The organism is Streptomyces sp. NPDC111656, from assembly GCF_055656965.1.
The window spans coordinates 474,444-490,724 of sequence record NZ_JBVKCA010000004.1 but is presented as its reverse complement, the minus strand read 5'-3'; the positions used below and the strand labels follow the sequence as shown (position 1 = coordinate 490,724).

15 protein-coding genes are annotated in these 16,281 nt (G+C 70.4%); 8 read left to right on the top strand and 7 right to left on the bottom strand.

The window, feature by feature from the left end; translation table 11 throughout:
• Window positions 1–65: 65 nt before the first annotated feature.
• On the bottom strand, window positions 66–527 hold the full coding sequence (locus ACZ7M3_RS15595) for an ATP-binding protein (protein ID WP_472063697.1): 462 nt from the start codon (window positions 525–527) through the stop codon (window positions 66–68).
• 93 nt (window positions 528–620) lie between these two features.
• On the opposite strand from ACZ7M3_RS15595, the gene ACZ7M3_RS15590 reads away from it, so the two are divergent.
• On the top strand, window positions 621–1,469 hold the full coding sequence (locus ACZ7M3_RS15590) for a helix-turn-helix domain-containing protein (RefSeq protein WP_472063695.1): 849 nt from the start codon (window positions 621–623) through the stop codon (window positions 1,467–1,469).
• Complete coding sequence (locus tag ACZ7M3_RS15585) at window positions 1,429–1,707, top strand: DUF397 domain-containing protein (RefSeq protein WP_472063693.1); 279 nt, start codon at window positions 1,429–1,431, stop codon at window positions 1,705–1,707. The genes ACZ7M3_RS15590 and ACZ7M3_RS15585 overlap by 41 nt, the downstream gene beginning before the upstream one ends.
• Here the strand turns inward: ACZ7M3_RS15585 and ACZ7M3_RS15580 are convergent.
• Window positions 1,691–2,860: a steroid 3-ketoacyl-CoA thiolase gene (locus tag ACZ7M3_RS15580; RefSeq protein WP_472063692.1), complete on the bottom strand. Its 1,170-nt coding sequence runs from the start codon at window positions 2,858–2,860 to the stop codon at window positions 1,691–1,693. The two genes, ACZ7M3_RS15585 and ACZ7M3_RS15580, sit on opposite strands and share 17 nt — an antisense overlap.
• Window positions 2,861–3,152: 292 nt before the next feature.
• Between ACZ7M3_RS15580 and ACZ7M3_RS15575 the strand changes: the two genes are divergently transcribed.
• On the top strand, window positions 3,153–4,388 hold the full coding sequence (locus tag ACZ7M3_RS15575; RefSeq protein WP_472063690.1) for a cytochrome P450: 1,236 nt from the start codon (window positions 3,153–3,155) through the stop codon (window positions 4,386–4,388).
• 220 nt (window positions 4,389–4,608) lie between these two features.
• Window positions 4,609–6,237 carry a hypothetical protein gene (locus ACZ7M3_RS15570; RefSeq protein ID WP_472063688.1) on the top strand — a complete coding sequence of 543 codons (1,629 nt, stop codon included), beginning with the start codon at window positions 4,609–4,611 and terminating at the stop codon, window positions 6,235–6,237.
• On the opposite strand, the gene ACZ7M3_RS15565 is transcribed toward ACZ7M3_RS15570, so the two are convergent.
• Complete coding sequence (locus ACZ7M3_RS15565; RefSeq protein WP_472063686.1) at window positions 6,191–8,242, bottom strand: bifunctional glycosyltransferase 87/phosphatase PAP2 family protein; 2,052 nt, start codon at window positions 8,240–8,242, stop codon at window positions 6,191–6,193. The genes ACZ7M3_RS15570 and ACZ7M3_RS15565 overlap by 47 nt on opposite strands.
• 384 nt (window positions 8,243–8,626) lie before the next feature.
• On the opposite strand from ACZ7M3_RS15565, the gene proP reads away from it, so the two are divergent.
• Together proP and ACZ7M3_RS15555 are read left to right on the top strand one after the other, a co-directional pair.
• The gene (proP, locus tag ACZ7M3_RS15560; RefSeq protein ID WP_472063684.1) at window positions 8,627–10,006 is read left to right on the top strand and encodes a glycine betaine/L-proline transporter ProP; all 1,380 of its coding nucleotides are present in this window, start codon (window positions 8,627–8,629) and stop codon (window positions 10,004–10,006) included.
• A gap of 55 nt (window positions 10,007–10,061) precedes the next feature.
• A complete protein-coding gene (locus tag ACZ7M3_RS15555; RefSeq protein ID WP_472063682.1) occupies window positions 10,062–10,733 on the top strand; it encodes an O-methyltransferase in 672 nt (223 codons plus the stop codon).
• A 45-nt stretch (window positions 10,734–10,778) separates the two neighbouring features.
• Here the strand turns inward: ACZ7M3_RS15555 and ACZ7M3_RS15550 are convergent, their stop codons facing one another.
• Window positions 10,779–11,174, bottom strand: coding sequence for a hypothetical protein (locus ACZ7M3_RS15550; RefSeq protein WP_452962564.1), 396 nt, complete (start codon window positions 11,172–11,174; stop codon window positions 10,779–10,781).
• 137 nt (window positions 11,175–11,311) lie between these two features.
• On the opposite strand from ACZ7M3_RS15550, the gene ACZ7M3_RS15545 reads away from it, so the two are divergent.
• A complete protein-coding gene (locus tag ACZ7M3_RS15545) occupies window positions 11,312–11,716 on the top strand; it encodes a DnaJ family domain-containing protein (protein ID WP_472063680.1) in 405 nt (134 codons plus the stop codon).
• A gap of 106 nt (window positions 11,717–11,822) precedes the next feature.
• Here the strand turns inward: ACZ7M3_RS15545 and ACZ7M3_RS15540 are convergent, their stop codons facing one another.
• Window positions 11,823–12,617 carry a hypothetical protein gene (locus tag ACZ7M3_RS15540; RefSeq protein WP_472063678.1) on the bottom strand — a complete coding sequence of 265 codons (795 nt, stop codon included), beginning with the start codon at window positions 12,615–12,617 and terminating at the stop codon, window positions 11,823–11,825.
• A gap of 12 nt (window positions 12,618–12,629) precedes the next feature.
• On the bottom strand, window positions 12,630–13,298 hold the full coding sequence (locus ACZ7M3_RS15535; protein ID WP_472063676.1) for a hypothetical protein: 669 nt from the start codon (window positions 13,296–13,298) through the stop codon (window positions 12,630–12,632).
• A 133-nt stretch (window positions 13,299–13,431) separates the two neighbouring features.
• Between ACZ7M3_RS15535 and ACZ7M3_RS15530 the strand changes: the two genes are divergently transcribed.
• The gene (locus ACZ7M3_RS15530; RefSeq protein ID WP_472063674.1) at window positions 13,432–13,944 is read left to right on the top strand and encodes a GNAT family N-acetyltransferase; all 513 of its coding nucleotides are present in this window, start codon (window positions 13,432–13,434) and stop codon (window positions 13,942–13,944) included.
• Between the two features lie 33 nt (window positions 13,945–13,977).
• On the opposite strand, the gene ACZ7M3_RS15525 is transcribed toward ACZ7M3_RS15530, so the two are convergent.
• Window positions 13,978–16,110: an MDR family MFS transporter gene (locus ACZ7M3_RS15525; RefSeq protein WP_472063672.1), complete on the bottom strand. Its 2,133-nt coding sequence runs from the start codon at window positions 16,108–16,110 to the stop codon at window positions 13,978–13,980.
• Window positions 16,111–16,281 lie beyond the last annotated feature (171 nt).

Sequence of the window (16,281 nt, the reverse complement as noted above, 5' to 3'; positions counted from 1 at the left end):
CTTGGATGTGAGGCTCATCATCAGGGGACAAAAACGGATGTTCGGGTTCCCTCGCGCGACCATCATCACCATGAGTGATTCCCAGCCCCACGGGTTTGGCCCGGCGGCCGAGCCGGTCGGCACTCGAACCAGACCGTCTTGCCGCCCTGGGGCCCGGGCCCCACACCCCACTTGTCGACCACCGCGTCGAGCAGCACGAGCCCACGCCCACCCTCCGCCTCCGGCGACAACTCGGGCGGCGTGAGGGGAACTTGCGGGGACCCGTCCGCAACCTCCACCCTCACCCCTGCCGTCTGCCGCAGCACCAGCAACGCGCAGCGCCGGTCCGGGACATGGCGTACGACGTTGGCGACCAGCTCGGTCACCGCCAGCTCCACGGAGTCGGCCAGCTCGGCCAAGTCCCACTCCTCCAGCAGCGACCTGACGATCCGCCGGATGTGCCGGGCCGAATGCGCGCCTACGGTGATCCGCATCGCGTACTGGGCGGGGCGGGGGCCCAGGAGGGTGGGGGGAATGTGTTCGTTCACGTTACGAGACTGACCTCGCACGACTACGCTCGGCTACGGACCGAATACAACGGGTCCCGGAGTGGACCGAGTTGCGCGCGAGAGGGGCCGTACGTGACCCATATCAACATCCTCGACCCGGGCGCATCCCCGCTCGACTACTACGGGTTCGAGTTGCGACGGTATCGGGAGGCGGCAGGGCTCACTCAGAAGCAACTGGGCGCCGTCATCAATTACACCGGGTCCCTGGTCGGACAGATCGAGACGGCGCGGAAACTGCCGACACCGGAATTCAGCGAACGCACGGATGCGGCGCTCGGGACGGACGGGCTGCTGTCCCGGCTCGTGGATCTGGTGCTGCGCAGCCAACTCCCGGCCTGGTTCAGGCAGGTGGCGGAGTTGGAGGCGCGGGCGGCAGAGATCCAGGTATTCCAACCCCAGTTGGTGCACGGGCTGCTCCAGACGGAGGCGTACGCAGGGGCGGTGCTCAGCGCCGTGGACGACAGCGACCTGGACAACCGGACCACCGCACGTCTGGCGCGACAGCGCATCCTGGAGAAGGCCAGGCCGCCGGTGTTCTGGGCGGTGTTCAGCGAGACGGTGCTTTACCAGGAGATTGGCGGCCCGGAGGTCATGCGCGGCCAACTGTCGCGACTGTTGTCCTTCGAGAGGAGCCCACGCGTGAACATCCAGGTGCTGCCGTTCACGGTGGGCACTCACGCCGGATTCCCGGGATCGTTCGACCTCTTCCGCTTCTCGAACGATCCCACCATCGTCTATAGCGAGGGCTACGAGACGGGGCATGCGACCGCGAATCCTGACTCAGTCGAGTCCCGGTCGCTCCGTTACGATCATCTGCAGGCTGCGGCCCTGTCCGTCAAGGACTCGGCGACGCTGATCCGGCACGTGATGGAGGAACGCTATGGAGAGCAACTCACGCCTGGCCAGCGCCCAGTGGCGTAAGTCGAGCTACAGCGGCGACACGGGCGGCTCCTGCATCGAGTGCGCGCCACTCGGCCCCCTGGCCTGGCGCAAAGCCAGCTACAGCACCGACACCGGCGGCTCCTGCGTAGAGATCGCCGAAACCCCCTGCGCCACCACCATCGCCATACGCGACTCAAAGAACCCGGCGGGACCGATCCTCACGATCGCCCCCGCCGCCTTCGCCACCTTCGTCTCGTGGACTACAACCGCTGGATGATCGTCCCGGTGGCCAGTCCACCGCCCGCGCACATCGTGATCAGCGCGAACTCCTTGTCCCGTCGCTCCAGTTCGTGCAGGGCGGTCGTGATCAGCCGGGCACCCGTCGCCCCGACGGGATGCCCGAGCGCGATCGCACCGCCGTTCACGTTGACCTTCTCCAGGTCCTGTTCGAAGACCTGCGCCCAGCTCAGCACCACTGAAGCGAACGCCTCGTTGATCTCCACGAGGTCGATGTCCTTCAAAGACATCCCGGCCTTGCCCAGCACCGCGCGTGTCGCGTCGATCGGGCCGTCCAGATGGAAGTGCGGGTCCGAACCCACCAGCGCCTGGGCCACGATCCGCGCCCTCGGGCGCAGCTTCAGCGCGCGGGCCATCCGCTTGGACGCCCAGAGGATCGCCGCCGAACCGTCCGAGATCTGCGAGGAGTTGCCCGCCGTGTGGACGGCGGTCGGCATCACCGGTTTGAGGCCGGCCAGCGCCTCCATGGACGTGTCGCGGAGTCCCTCGTCGCGGTCGACGAGGCGCCACATGCCCTGTCCGGCCCGCTGTTCGTCCTCGGTGGTCGGCACCTGGACGGCGAAGGTCTCGCGCTTGAAGCGTTCCTCCGCCCAGGCGTTCGCGGCGCGCTCCTGGGAGACGAGCCCGAGCGAGTCGACGTTCTCGCGCGTCAGGCCACGATTACGGGCGATGCGCTCGGCGGCCTCGAACTGATTGGGCAGGTCCACGTTCCACTCGTCCGGGAACGGCTTCCCGGGGCCGTGCTTGGAGCCGGAGCCCAGCGGCACCCTCGACATCGCCTCGACGCCGCACGAGATGCCGACGTCGATGACGCCCGCCGCGACCATGTTGGCCACCATGTGGGAGGCCTGCTGCGAGGAGCCGCACTGGCAGTCGACGGTCGTCGCCGCCGTCTCGTACGGCAGGCCCATGGCGAGCCAGGCCGTGCGCGCGGGGTTCATGGACTGCTCGCCGGCGTGCGTCACCGTGCCGCCGACGATCTGCTCGACGCAGTCGGCGTGGATGCCGGTGCGGCCGAGGAGTTCACGGTAGGTCTCGCCCAGGAGATAGGCGGGGTGGAGGTTGGCGAGGGCGCCACCTCGCTTGCCGATGGGGGTGCGTACGGCTTCGACGATCACGGGTTCCGCGGCCATGGGGGCTCGTCCTCTCCTCAGGCCTGTCCGGCGGCCAGGCCCTGCTGACCCGCGCAGCGCGGGGCGTCCCGGCCCACCCACCGCGCAGAACTAGAACGCGTACCAGTTCTGTGTGCAGTCTGCGGATCGGAGCCCCCGCGCCGCAAGGGTCGTGCAGCGCTCGAAGTCGTGATCTGCACCAACTCCCCACGGAATTCGGGGCGCCGTACCTCTTGCGACTTGTAGAACCCGTTACTACCTTCACGGCAATTCCGGATTCCTGATGGACCGTCAGAATGGTGGGTGGTAGCCGATGCCCTGTCCCGCGCTGCCCGACGGGTTCGACTTCACCGACCCCGATGTGCTGCACCACCGCGTGCCCCTGCCGGAGTTCGCCGAACTGCGCAGGGCCGAACCCGTCCGCTGGATCCCCCAGCCGGCCGGTCTGGCCGGCTTCCAGGACGAGGGCTACTGGGCGGTGACCCGGCACGCGGACGTCAAGTACGTCTCCACGCATCCGGAGATCTACTCCTCCTACCTCAACACCGCGATCATCCGCTTCCACGAGCACATGCAGCGCGACGCGATCGACGCCCAGCGGCTGATCCTGCTCAACATGGACCCGCCCGAGCACACCCGCGTCCGCCAGATCGTGCAACGCGGTTTCACGCCAAGGGCCATCCGGGCACTGGAGGAACGGCTCCGCTCCCGCGCCCTCGCGATCATCGAGGGCGCCCGCGCCCACTCGGGACCCTTCGACTTCGTCACCGAGGTCGCCTGCGAACTGCCCCTCCAGGCGATAGCCGAGCTGATCGGCGTCCCCCAGGACGACCGCATCAAGATCTTCGAGTGGTCCAACAGGATGATCGCGTACGACGACCCGGAGTACGCCATCACCGAGGAGGTCGGCGCTCAGTCGGCCGCCGAGCTCATCTCGTACGCCATGAACATGGCCGCCGACCGCAAGCAGTGCCCGGCGAAGGACATCGTCAGCACGCTGGTGGCGGCCGAGGACGAGGGCAACCTCGGTTCCGACGAGTTCGGCTTCTTCGTGCTGATGCTGTCGGTCGCCGGCAACGAGACCACCCGTAACGCCATCACCCACGGCATGCACGCCTTCCTCACCCACCCCGAGCAGTGGGAGCTGTACAAGAGCACCCGCCCGGCGACCACGGCCGAGGAGATCGTGCGGTGGGCGACCCCGGTGGTCTCCTTCCAGCGCACCGCCACCCAGGACACCGAACTCGGCGGCAAGCAGATCAAGAAGGGCGACCGCGTCGGCATCTTCTACGCCTCCGCCAACCACGACCCCGAGGTCTTCGAGAACCCGGACACCTTCGACATCACCCGCGACCCCAACCCCCACCTGGGCTTCGGCGGCGGTGGCCCCCACTACTGCCTCGGCAAGTCCCTGGCCGTCCTCGAAATCGACCTCATCTTCAACGCGATCGCCGACGCGATGCCGAACCTGACCCTGGTCGGCGACCCGCGCCGACTGCGCTCCGCCTGGATCAACGGCGTCAAGGAACTCCAGGTCGACGCCGGCTGACCGCACCGCACGCTCGGGCCGACGGACTCCCGGTGTCCGTCGGCCCGTCCCGCGGGAGGCAGGGGCATCCCCCCTACGCCCCGCCCCTGCCTCCCCCGAGACGAACCTCCGATCATCCGAACTTCCGATGAACGTCTCCGTTCCGTTTCACGTCTTCACCGGTGGCTCAGCCCTCCCCCACTCCGAAGACAACCGACACTTCGAACGGAACCGGTGCACTGTGGTCTCTGCCGAGCTGACTCCCGTCCGGCCCGACCACCCGGCCGTACGCCGAAGACGCCCGCTTCACACGTTCTGGCTCCGCCACCGTCTCCCCCTCCTCGTCACCCTCCCCGTGCTGCCGCTGTACGCGGTGTGGTGGGCCTTCCTCGCGACCGGCGGTGGTGATCTCGCGGCCCAGGTGGCGTGGGCGGAGTTCGTGGCGCGGCACGGCGGATCGGCGTACAACCTCTTCTGGTACGGCGGGATGCACACCGCCAACTACAGCCTGATCTCGCCGTATCTGATGGCCGGGCTGGGCGTGCGCCCGGTGACGGTGGTCTCCGGGCTCGCCGCCACCTGGCTGGCCGCCGTGCTGATCGCCCGCACGGGGATACCGCGGCCGGTGGGCCCCGCGCTGCTGGCCTCGCTCGCGCTCTGGTGCAACGTCGCCTCGGGGCGCACCACCTTCGCGCTGGGCGTCGCCCTCGGTCTCGCCGCCTGTGTGCTGCTGACGGGCGAGCGGCGGACTCTGTCGGCGGCGGCGTACGCGGCACTGGCGACCATGGCGAGCCCGGTGGCCGGACTGTTCCTGGTGGTCGTGGGCGCCGGACATCTCGCCGTACGGGACCGGGTGCGGGCCGGGGCGCTGCTGGTGCCGCCGGTGGTCGTCGTCGGGGCGACCACGCTGCTGTTCCCCTTCAACGGACAGCAGTTGATGTCCTTGGACCGGATCTGGCCGCCCGTGCTGTTCGGGCTGACCGTCGCCACGCTGGCCCCGCGCGGCTGGCGGGTGGCCCGCTGGTGCGGGGTCGTGTACGCGGTCGGGACCGTGCTGACGTATCTGATCGCCTCCCCGGTGGGAACGAACGTCGAGCGGTTCGCGGAGCTGTTCGCGCCCGCCGCGCTCCTTGCGGCGCTGCTCACCGCGCCCGCGGGGATGCACCTGGTGCGGCGCGTCGCGCTGGTGGTGACACTCGTGCTCTCCGTCGCCTGGGTCGGGCACAAGACCGTGGCCGACCTGGTGGTGTCCACGTCCGTGCCCGCCTGGGCCGCCGACACGCACGGCGTCGTACGGACGCTGGAGCGGCTCGGCGCCGGCCGCGGCCGTGTCGAGGTGGTCCCGGCCCGCAACCACCGCGAGGCCTCCACGCTCGCCCCGCATGTGAACCTGGCGCGCGGCTGGAACCGCCAGCTGGACATGGAGCGGGGGCGGCTCTTCTACGACGGCACCTTCTCGGAGGCGACCTACCGGGCCTGGCTGGACCGCTGGGCGGTGGGATTCGTCGTGCTGCCCGCGGCGAAGCCGGACGGGTACGCCGAGGCGGAGGCGCAACTGGTGAGGAGCCGGCCCGCGTGGCTGGAGCCGGTGTGGAGCGACGCCAACTGGCAGGTGCTGCGGGTGCGCGACGCCGTGCCCCTGGTGTCGGCGCCCGGTTCCGTGCTGCGCTCGACGAGCGCCGAGGTGGACGTACGGGTGCCCGTGGCCGGCCCGGTGACCGTGCGGGTCGCGTACTCACCGTGGCTGCGCGCGCCGGGCGGCTGCCTGACACGGGACGGCGAGTTCACGCGGCTGACGGTGACCGAGCCGGGTGAGTACCGGATCAGCTCGGGGTACGGCCCGTCGCCGGGACCGGATCCTTCCTGCTGACCTCCACGGGCTTCATCAGCGGCCTCGAGCGCGGCCCCTGGAGGAGGTGGGTCAGGCCGAAGCCCGCGCCGACGACGGCCGCGCCGCCCACCGCGTCCAGCACCCAGTGGTTGCCGGTCGCCACGATCGCGGAGACCGTGAGCAGCGGGTGCAGCAGGCCGAGCGCCTTCATCCACCACTTGGGCGCCAGGACCGCGATGACGACTCCGCACCACAGGGACCAGCCGAAGTGCAGCGAGGGCATCGCCGCGTACTGGTTGGTCAGCGCGGTCAGCGTGCCGTAGTCCGGCTTGGAGAAGTCCTGCACGCCGTGCACGGTGTCGATGACGCCGAGGCCCGGCATCAGGCGCGGCGGGGCGAGCGGGAAGAGCCAGAAGCCGAGGAGCGCCATCAGGGTGGCGAAGCCGAGCGCCGAACGCGCCCAGCGGTAGTCGCCGGGGCGGCGGGCGTAGAGCACGGCGAGGACGGTGAGCGGGACGACGAAGTGGAACGACTCGTAATAGAAGGCGAAGAAGTCCCGCAGCCACTCGACCTTGAACACGGCGTGGTTGACCCAGTGCTCGATGTCGATGTGCAGGAACCGCTCGATGGAGAGGATCTGGTCGCCGTGGTGTTCGGCGGTGGTCCGGCCGCCCGCGTTGGTGCCGCCCGTCGCGGCGAGCCTGACCTGCTGGTAGGCGGAGTAGCCGACGCGGATCAGGAGCAGTTCGAGCAGCAGGTTCGGGCGGGTGAACACGCGGCCCAGGAAGGGGAGCAGCGGCACCCGCTTCCAGCGGGTGGGGACGGACCGGGCGTAGTCGGTGGGGATCGGCGCGCGGTAGTACTCCGAGGTGCGGGAGAGGAACGGCACGATCGTGGCGGCGGCGAGCGCGGCGAGCAGCACCACGTTGTCGCGCAGCGGGAAGAGCACCGCCTTGTTCGGCAGCATCATCTTCGCGGGCAGCGTCATGACGAGGATGACGGCGACGGGCCACATGGGGCGGTCCGAGGTCTTCTTGCCGACCCTGCCGACCAGCGCGAGCAGCACCCACAGCAGCTGGTGCTGCCAGGACGTGGGCGAAACGACGACGGCGACACAGCCGGTGATCGCCACGGCCAGCAGCAGCTGCCCGTCCCGTGCGTAGCGGATGGCGCGGCGCAGGCCGACGGCGGCGACCGCGGCGCCCAGCAGCAGGAACAGGGTGATCTCCAGCGGGCCGCCCAGGCCGAGGCGCAGCAGCGCGCCGTGCAGCGACTGGTTGGAGAGGTCGTCGGCGTCCCCGCCGAGGCCGACGCCCGCCAGGTGGTGCACCCAGTAGGTGGTGGAGTCGTGCGGCATCACGGCCCAGGCGAGCGCGCCGAGGCCGGCGAAGGTGATCGCGGTGGACTCGACGGCGCGGCGGCGCCCGGTGAACCAGAGCAGCGGCGCGAAGATCAGCATGGTGGGCTGCAGGGCGGCGGCGACACCGATCAGCAGGCCACTGGCACGCTCGCCCCGGACGGCGAAGCAGCCGAGCAGGACGAGCAGGACCGGGATGATGCTGGTCTGGCCGAGGTAGAGGGCGTTGCGCACCGGCAGCGACAGCATCAGCAGGCTGATCGCGACGGGCGCGGCGAGCAGGGCGGTGCGCCGGCTCACCGGCTGGGGCAGGGCGCGTGCGACGACCAGGCCGAGCACGACGACCAGCGAGAGACTGCCGAAGGTCCAGCCCCAGCCGAGCGCCTGTTCGGCGGCGCGGGTGAGGGGTTTGAGGACGAATCCTCCGAAGGGGGTGCCGGTGAACTGCGTCGAGTCGTACAGCGATCCCTTCACATGCAGGACGCCGTTGGGTCCGACCCAGGTCTCCAGGTCCGTCAGCCGTTCCCCTTTCGGGGTGCTCAGCACGACGGTGACCTGACGTATCGCGAGGACCGCGGCGATCAACCACAGCCCGATCCGGATCGCGCGCAGTCTCGCTCTCGCCGATTCCGCCGCCCCCACCCCGAAGGCATTGCCCGCTGTCCCGCCGTGCTCAACGTTCGCCACGCCCCGCCGACCCTCCCACCCCGTCTGCCCTGTTCATCCCGTTCGTCCCGCGTGCCCCGTGCGTCCGGACCCGATCCGGACCTTACGAGGCTCGCACGCCCAGATTGAGAGACGCGGGCAACCCCCTCTTCACCTGACGGCCTCCCGCCTTTTGTCCGGATGACGATAGTGCGCGCATGGTTCCGGTTCCCCCCTTCGTTCGCGACTTAGCTCACAAAGGGGCCCCGGAAAAGCGGCCCGGGAACAGGCCGACACCCCTGCGTACGGCACATTTACTTGCACTATGCATCGAGTTGCCTACGGCACGTGATGCGGACGAGTGCCCCTATGGTCGCTTTTCGGCCCACTTCCGGGTGAGCCGCGTCCCCGTCCCCTACGAAGGGCATGCCCTTGCCGTCCGCCACAGCAGTCACCCCCGCCGTACCCCGACCCCGGACCCCCGCGCCGCCCGAGGCCTACGTCACCGATCCGGCCCTGGTCAAGCGGGCCGTCAAGGCGGCGGCCCTCGGCAACGCGATGGAGTGGTTCGACTTCGGTGTCTACAGCTACATCGCGGTGACGCTGGGCAAGGTCTTCTTCCCCTCCGGAAACCCCACAGCGCAGCTGCTGTCCACCTTCGGCGCCTTCGCCGCGGCTTTCCTCGTCCGCCCACTCGGCGGCATGGTCTTCGGCCCGCTCGGCGACCGCGTCGGCCGCCAGAAGGTCCTCGCCCTCACCATGATCATGATGGCGGCGGGCACCTTCGCGATCGGCCTGATCCCCTCGTACGCCACGTTCGGCGTCGGCGCTCCCCTACTGCTGCTCGCGGCCCGCCTCGTCCAGGGCTTCTCCACCGGCGGTGAGTACGCGGGCGCCTCCACCTTCATCGCCGAGTACGCGCCCGACAAGAAGCGCGGCTTCTTCGGGAGCTGGCTGGAATTCGGCACCCTCGCCGGATACATCGGCGGCGCGGGCCTGGTCACCCTCATGACCGCCTTCCTGTCCACCGAGGACCTGCTGTCCTGGGGTTGGCGCGTGCCGTTCCTGATCGCGGGCCCGATGGGGATCATCGGCCTGTATCTGCGGATGCGCCTCGAGGAGACCCCGGCGTTCGCGGCGGAACTGGCCAAGGCCTCGAAGCAGGAGGCGGACCGCCCCAAGGTGCGGCTGCGCGAGATGGTCGCGGGCCAGTGGCGCGCGCTGCTGCTCTGCGTCGGCCTGGTGCTGGTCTTCAACGTCACCGACTACATGCTGCTGTCGTACATGCCGAGCTATCTGACGAGCGAGCTGAAGTACGACGAGACGCACGGCCTGCTGGTCGTCCTCGGCGTGATGGCGCTGATGATGATCGTCCAGCCCTTCGCGGGCGCGCTGACCGACCGCATCGGCCGCCGCCCGGTGATCGCCGCGGGCTGCGTCGGCTTCCTCGCCCTGTCCGTACCGGCGCTCCTGCTGATCCGCCAGGGCAGTCTGCTCGCGGTCGCTCTCGGCATGGGCGCACTGGGCCTGCTGCTGGTCTGCTTCACCTCCGCGATGCCCGCCGCGCTCCCGGCGCTCTTCCCGACGAAGGTCCGCTACGGCTCGCTGTCCATCGGCTTCAACGTCTCCGTCTCGCTCTTCGGCGGTACGACCCCGCTGGTCACCACGGCGCTCATCGGGGCGACCGGGAACATGATGATGCCCGCCTACTACATGATGGCCGCGGCCGTCGTCGGTGGCGTGGCGGTGTGGTTCATGACCGAGTCCGCGGGTCGCCCGCTGCCGGGCTCCGCGCCCGCCGTGTAGGTTGGGCCGTGGGACTAGTTAGGACATCTAACTAGGCATACGAAAGGCATGGTTCATGAGCGAGTCGCAGCTCTGGAACGACGTCGACGACTACTTCACCGCCCTCCTCGCCCCCGCCGACGAGACACTGACGGCGGCCCTGCGCGACAGCGACGCCGCGGGGCTGCCGCAGATCGCCGTCGCACCGAACCAGGGCAAGCTGCTCCAGCTGCTCGCCGAGATCCAGGGCGCCCGCCGCATCCTGGAGATCGGCACCCTCGGCGGCTACAGCACCATCTGGCTGGGCCGCGCCCTCCCGGCCGACGGTCGGCTGATCACCTTCGAGTACGACGCCACGCACGCCGAGGTCGCCCGCCGCAACCTCGCCCGCGCGGGCCTCGACAAGATCGCCGAGGTGCGGGTCGGACCCGCGCTGGAGTCGCTGCCGAAGCTGGCCGAGGAGAACCCGGAGCCGTTCGACTTCGTGTTCATCGACGCCGACAAGGTGAACAACCCGCACTACGTCGAGTGGGCCCTCAAGCTCACCCGCCCCGGCAGCCTGATCGTCGTCGACAACGTCGTGCGCAGCGGGCGGGTCACCGAGGCGGGCAGCGCCGAACCGAGCGTGCGGGGCACCCGGGCCGCCCTCGAACTGATCGCCGCCCACCCGAAGTTGAGCGGTACGGCGATCCAGACGGTGGGCAGCAAGGGCTACGACGGGTTCGCGCTGGCGCGCGTGCTGGCCTGACGCCCGCTTCCCCCTCCGGGGGCTCGGGCTCGCGCTCCGGGGGGCTCAGGCCTCGTGGTAGAAACCCACGTTCACGCTGTGCGGTCCTGTCCGGTCGAGGATGACGATCTCCCCCGAGCCGCCCGCGGGGAGCTTCGCCGTCCCGCCGTACGGGACGGCCCGGGTCGGCAGTCCGGCCAGCGTCAGCCGTACCTCGGCGGAGGGCTCCGGGCGTGACCCGTGCAGCCACGTGACCTGCCAGGTGCCGTCCGGGCCGCACAGGAACTCCAGGTGGACCCGGGAGACGAACAGCCAGTCGTCGGGGGTCGCGAGCCGGCACACGGCCCGGTCCCGGCCCACCCGCAGCACGGCTCCGGGGTCGCTCGGCGCGTCGGCCATCAGCATTCCGGCCGTCGCACCAGCGTCCGCCCCGGTGACCGAGGCCATGGTGAGTTCGAGCACGTGCGCTCCTTCGAGTTCCAGCGTTCATCCGGTCCGCGGCGCTTCAACCCCCCTGGTACCGAGTGTGGTTGACGCGCCGCCGCCGCATGATAATTCGCCCGATCGTCCGATCGTGTGTCACACGGCACAATGGACGCATGACCGAACGGAAGCCACCCGGGGTCAGCTTCGAGACCTGGGTGGACCGACAGATCCGTGCGGCGGAGGCCCGCGGCGAGTTCGCGGACCTGCCCGGCGCGGGCAAGCCCATGCCCGGCGTGACCGACACGCCGTACGACGAACTGTGGTGGATCAAGCGGAAGATGGCCCGCGAGGGGCTGTCGGTGCTGCCGCCGACGCTGGCCCTGCGCAAGGAGGCCGAGGACGCGCTCGCGGCGGCCTCGGTGGCGCCCTCGGAGCGCGTCGTGCGCCGGATCGTCGAGGACATCAACGTCAAGATCCGCGAGGTCATGTTCAAGCCGCCGCCGGGACCTCCCCTCGGCCTCAAGCCGTACGACGTGGACGAGATCGTCCGGGAGTGGCGCGAGCGCCGGGCCGGATGACCCCGTCGACGGGTGAGGCCGCGCCCCGGAACATGGTCCGGGGCGCGGCCTCAGGGTTGTACTCGACGGTTCGGCCTCCTGACCGGTGCGGGAGGCGCTCGGTCTCCTACAGGTGCAGGAGTCGCTCGGTCACCTCGCGGTAGTCGCGCAGGGCGAGCCGCAGCTTCTCGGTGTCGGCCGTGTCGCTCTCACCGGCCGCCTGCCAGGTCGTCCGCAGGTTGCGCCGGCGCCGGGTCATGGCGTCCGTGAACTCGGTGGTCAGCTCCTCCAGGACGTGGTCCGCCTCCTCGACGGACGCCCGCGGGCCGTCCACGAACCCACCGACGGCGTGCTGCATCCGCAACGAGTACTTGTCGCACTCGTCGTGCGACAGCAACGCCCCGTCGCCGTCCCCCTGCGGACCGGTACCGCGCTGCCCCGCGGGGGTGGGACCGCTCTGCCCGGCACGGGCCGATTCCTGCCGGCCGGCACGAGTGGGTTCACCCCGCACATCACCGCGGGCGAACTCCGCTTCCTCGGCTCGCATGGATTCCGGCTGCCCGGCCCGGGTGGGGTCACCGCCCTGCCCGGCGCGGCCGGAATCCGGCGGCGCGGCGCGCATGCCTTCCCGCTGCCCGGCCCGCGGGTCGGCGCCCTGTCCGGCGCGGGTGTCGCGGTCGTCGGCGGGCATGCTCCGCGTGCCGACGGCCGCCGAACGGGACGGGTCCGCCGTCTCGCGGGACCCCATACCGCCGGGGGCCTCGCCGGGGTCGCGGACGGCCGGGTCGGCGGGGGTGCCCGGTCCGGTCTGCGGAGCGACCTGGGCGTCCTGGGCGTGCCGGTGGACGAGGGGGTCGACGTCGCCGCGATCCGTCATCGCCTCACGACGCGGAGTGTTCTCATTGCCGTGGTCCGAAGTCATCTTCTTCACTCCTCAACTCCCCTTCGCATGACGCCTGGTCAGTACCGACGGAACATGGGCTCGGTGGGAACGCCCGTCCGGGACGGATGCCGCGGCAGGGGCGGTGTCGGCGGTGTCCTGGCGGGCGTCCTCGCGAACCGGGGCCAGCAGCTCCTCATAGAGGGCGCGGGCCTCCACCATGGACGCGCGGAGTTCCTCCGTGCTGCCGTCGGCGCCCCCGGTGGGGGCGTACGTGGCCTGGTGGACGCGTCGGTAGCCCTGCAGATGGTGTCCGTGGTGGACGGAGAGCGCGTCGAGCTGCTCCTCGTAGCGCTCGCCGTCGGGGAAGCCACGTGCGCCTGCCAGCTCGGCGACCAGCCGGTCCGCCTCGGCCACCGCCTCCTGGGGCGAGTCGACGAAGCGCTCCTGAACGGCTCCCCAGCGGGCCGCGTACTCGTCGCGGGCCGCTGGCTCCAGCGGCCGTTCACGCAGCGAGCCGTGTCGCTTCACCCGCTCGGCGAGGTCACGCTCGGCGGCCCTGGCGTCGCCGTCGTGCTGGGCGACGGCCCGGTCGTACTCGGGCCCGAAGCGCCGCCGCAGTGTGCGCCCGCCCTGCGGCCTGCGGGCCAGGAGGATCAGCGCGGCCGCGACGACGGCGACCGCCACGATCACGATCAAAGCGATGATGAGGCCTGTGGACATGGGTGCCTTCCGGGGTTCTCGACCCGACGGGCCGGTTCGAGGACCGGGTTGCCCGGAACCCCGCACTCAAACGAACCCCGCGCCGGCGCCCCGCCGAAATCCGCTTGCGGCAAGGGGGCCGCGCCTCCCGACAATGACGGCCATGACCTGGATCATCGCCCCCGAGCCCTTCGACTCGTCCGTCGCCGCCGCACTGTGGCGCGCGTACTACACGGAGGTCAGCGACCGCTGGTACCTGCTGCACGAGGGGCACCCGACTGACCCCGAGGAACTGGAGCGGGAGATCGCGGCGACCCCGGGTGCCGAGTTCCAGGCACCCGGCGGGGTGCTGCTGGTCGCGCGGTACGGCGGCGACCCCGGCGGGATGGCCGGGGTCCGGATGCTCGACGCCACGACGGGCGAGCTGAAGCGCGTGTTCGTGCGCGAGCAGCTGCGCGGCAGAGGCGGCGCGGCGCTGCTGCTCACGGCGGCCGAGGAGGCGGCGCGCGCCCTCGGCGCCGAGCGGCTGATCCTCGACACCCGGGGCGACCTGGTGGAGGCACGCGCCCTGTACGCGCGGCACGGCTACGAGGAGACCGAGCCGCACAACGACGAGGCCTACGCCGACCACTGGTTCACGAAAGAGCTGAAGAAGCCGACGCCCTGAGGTCCGACGCAGGACTCACGCCGGTGTCCGGACTCACGCCGGTGTCCCGCGCGGGTGCGTACGCGGCGCCGTCCCGTCGTGCGGCCGCTCCGCGTCGGACCCGCACAGCTCGCCGTTCAGCTCCTTGACCAGCTTGGTCAGATCGGTCGGGCGGTCCGGGCCCCACCAGTCGCCGAGCAGCTCCGCCAGGGACTCCTCACGGGCCTTGGCCAGCTTCCCGGCGACCTCGCGGCCTTCGTCCGTGAGGACGAGGTCGAGCCCTCCGCGGGCGGCGAGGCGGCGCTCCTCCAACTGCCGGGCCGCGGCCAGTACGACGGGCAGCGGTACGGTGCTGCGCTCGGCCAGCAGCGCGGGCTCCGCCCAGCCGTACTTCTTGATCCGCAGCAGCAGCCAGCTCGCGGCGGGCAGCAGGTCGTACCCGGCCCGCTCGGTGATCTTCTCGTAGATCTCCCGCTGCCCCTCCCTGGTGCCCAGCACGGACAGCGCGCGGCACACCTCGTCGTACGACGACCGCTCCACCGGATTGGTGGCGAGCGTCTCGGTGATGTCAGGTGCCGTGACCGAACCCCGCAGCTTGTCCTCGCGCAGGAACCAGGCCAGGACGAAGCCGAGCACGGCGACCGGGGCGGCGTACAGGAAGACGTCGGTGATCGACGAGGCGTACGCGTGCAGGACGGGCTGGCGGAGCACGGACGGCAGGTCGGCGATGCCCTTCGGGTCGGCCTTGAGGCTGTTCGGCGTGATGCCGACGGGCAGTTGCCTTCCGCTCAGCAGGGCCACCAGGTTGTCGCCGAGGCGGCTCGCGAAGACCGTGCCGAAGATGGCCACGCCGAACGAGGCGCCGATGGAGCGGAAGAAGGTGGCGCCGGAGGTGGCGACGCCCAGATCCTCGTACGAGACCGCGTTCTGCACGATCAGGACCAGGACCTGCATGACCAGGCCGAGGCCCAGGCCGAAGACGAGGAAGTACACGCTCATCTCGCCGGTGCCGCTGTGCTCGTCGAGCTTGTGGAGCAGGAGCAGACCGATGGCCGTGACACCGGTGCCCACGATGGGGAAGACCTTCCAGCGTCCGGTACGGCTGACGATCTGCCCGGAGACGGTCGAGGACAGCAGCAGCCCGAACACCATGGGCAGCATGTACACGCCGGACAGGGTGGGGCTCACGCCCCGGACGACCTGGAGGAAGGTCGGCAGATAGGTCATCGCGCCGAACATCGCGAAACCGACGATGAAGCTGATGACGGCGCAGAGGGAGAAGGTGCGGATGCGGAAGAGCCTCAGGGGCAGGACGGGTTCGGCCGCCCGCTGCTCCACCGCCACGAAGGCCACGGCGAGCAGGACACCGAGCACCGCGAGACCGATGATCTGCGGCGAGCTCCACCCCCAGGTGGTGCCGCCGAGCGAAGCCACGAGAACGAGACAGGTGGCGACCGCGGCGATGAGGAACGTGCCGAGGTAGTCGATGACGTGCTTGGCGGACTTCTTCGGGATGTGCAGGACCGCCGCGATCACGATGAGCGCGACCACGCCGACCGGCAGGTTGACGTAGAAGACCCAGCGCCAGCTGAGGTGCTCGGTGAACAGCCCGCCGATCAGCGGCCCGAGCACGCTCGTCGCACCGAAGACGGCCCCGAACAGCCCCTGGTACTTGCCCCGTTCGCGCGGCGCGACGATGTCGCCGACGATCGCCATGGACAGCACGATGAGCCCACCGCCGCCGAGGCCCTGAAGGGCCCGGAAGCCGATCAACTCGCCCATGTTCTGCGCCATTCCGCACAATGCGGACCCGACGAGGAAGATCACGATCGCGGCCTGGAACAGCTTCTTCCGGCCATACTGGTCGCCGAGTTTGCCCCACAGCGGAGTGGCCGCGGTCGACGCGAGCAGATACGCGGTGACCACCCACGACAGGTGTTCGAGCCCGCCCAGGTCGCTGACGATGGTGGGCAGCGCGGTCGACACGATCGTCTGGTCGAGGGCCGCCAGCAGCATGCCGAGCAGCAGCGCGCCGATCGAGACGACGACGCTGCCGTGCACCGGCGCCTCCTTGGCGTCGACGGCGGCCGCCGAGCGCCTCCGCTCGGCCGACTCGTTCACGCCGTACGGGGGGTCGTGCGGCGGCGCGTCCGGGTCGTGCACATCACCGGGTGTGTCGCCCGTCATGCGGACCTCCCATGAGCCCCTGGGGTCTCGGTCACCCTCCATGGTGGTCGGTATGGCGGGTTATGGCCTGTTGAAGCTTGTAACGGGTGCGGAAGGCGGGATTCCGGGGGCTCCTGGGAGAAGGTGTGGTGGATGTGACTAACCTCGGGAGTTCCGAGGGGGCGAGTCTCA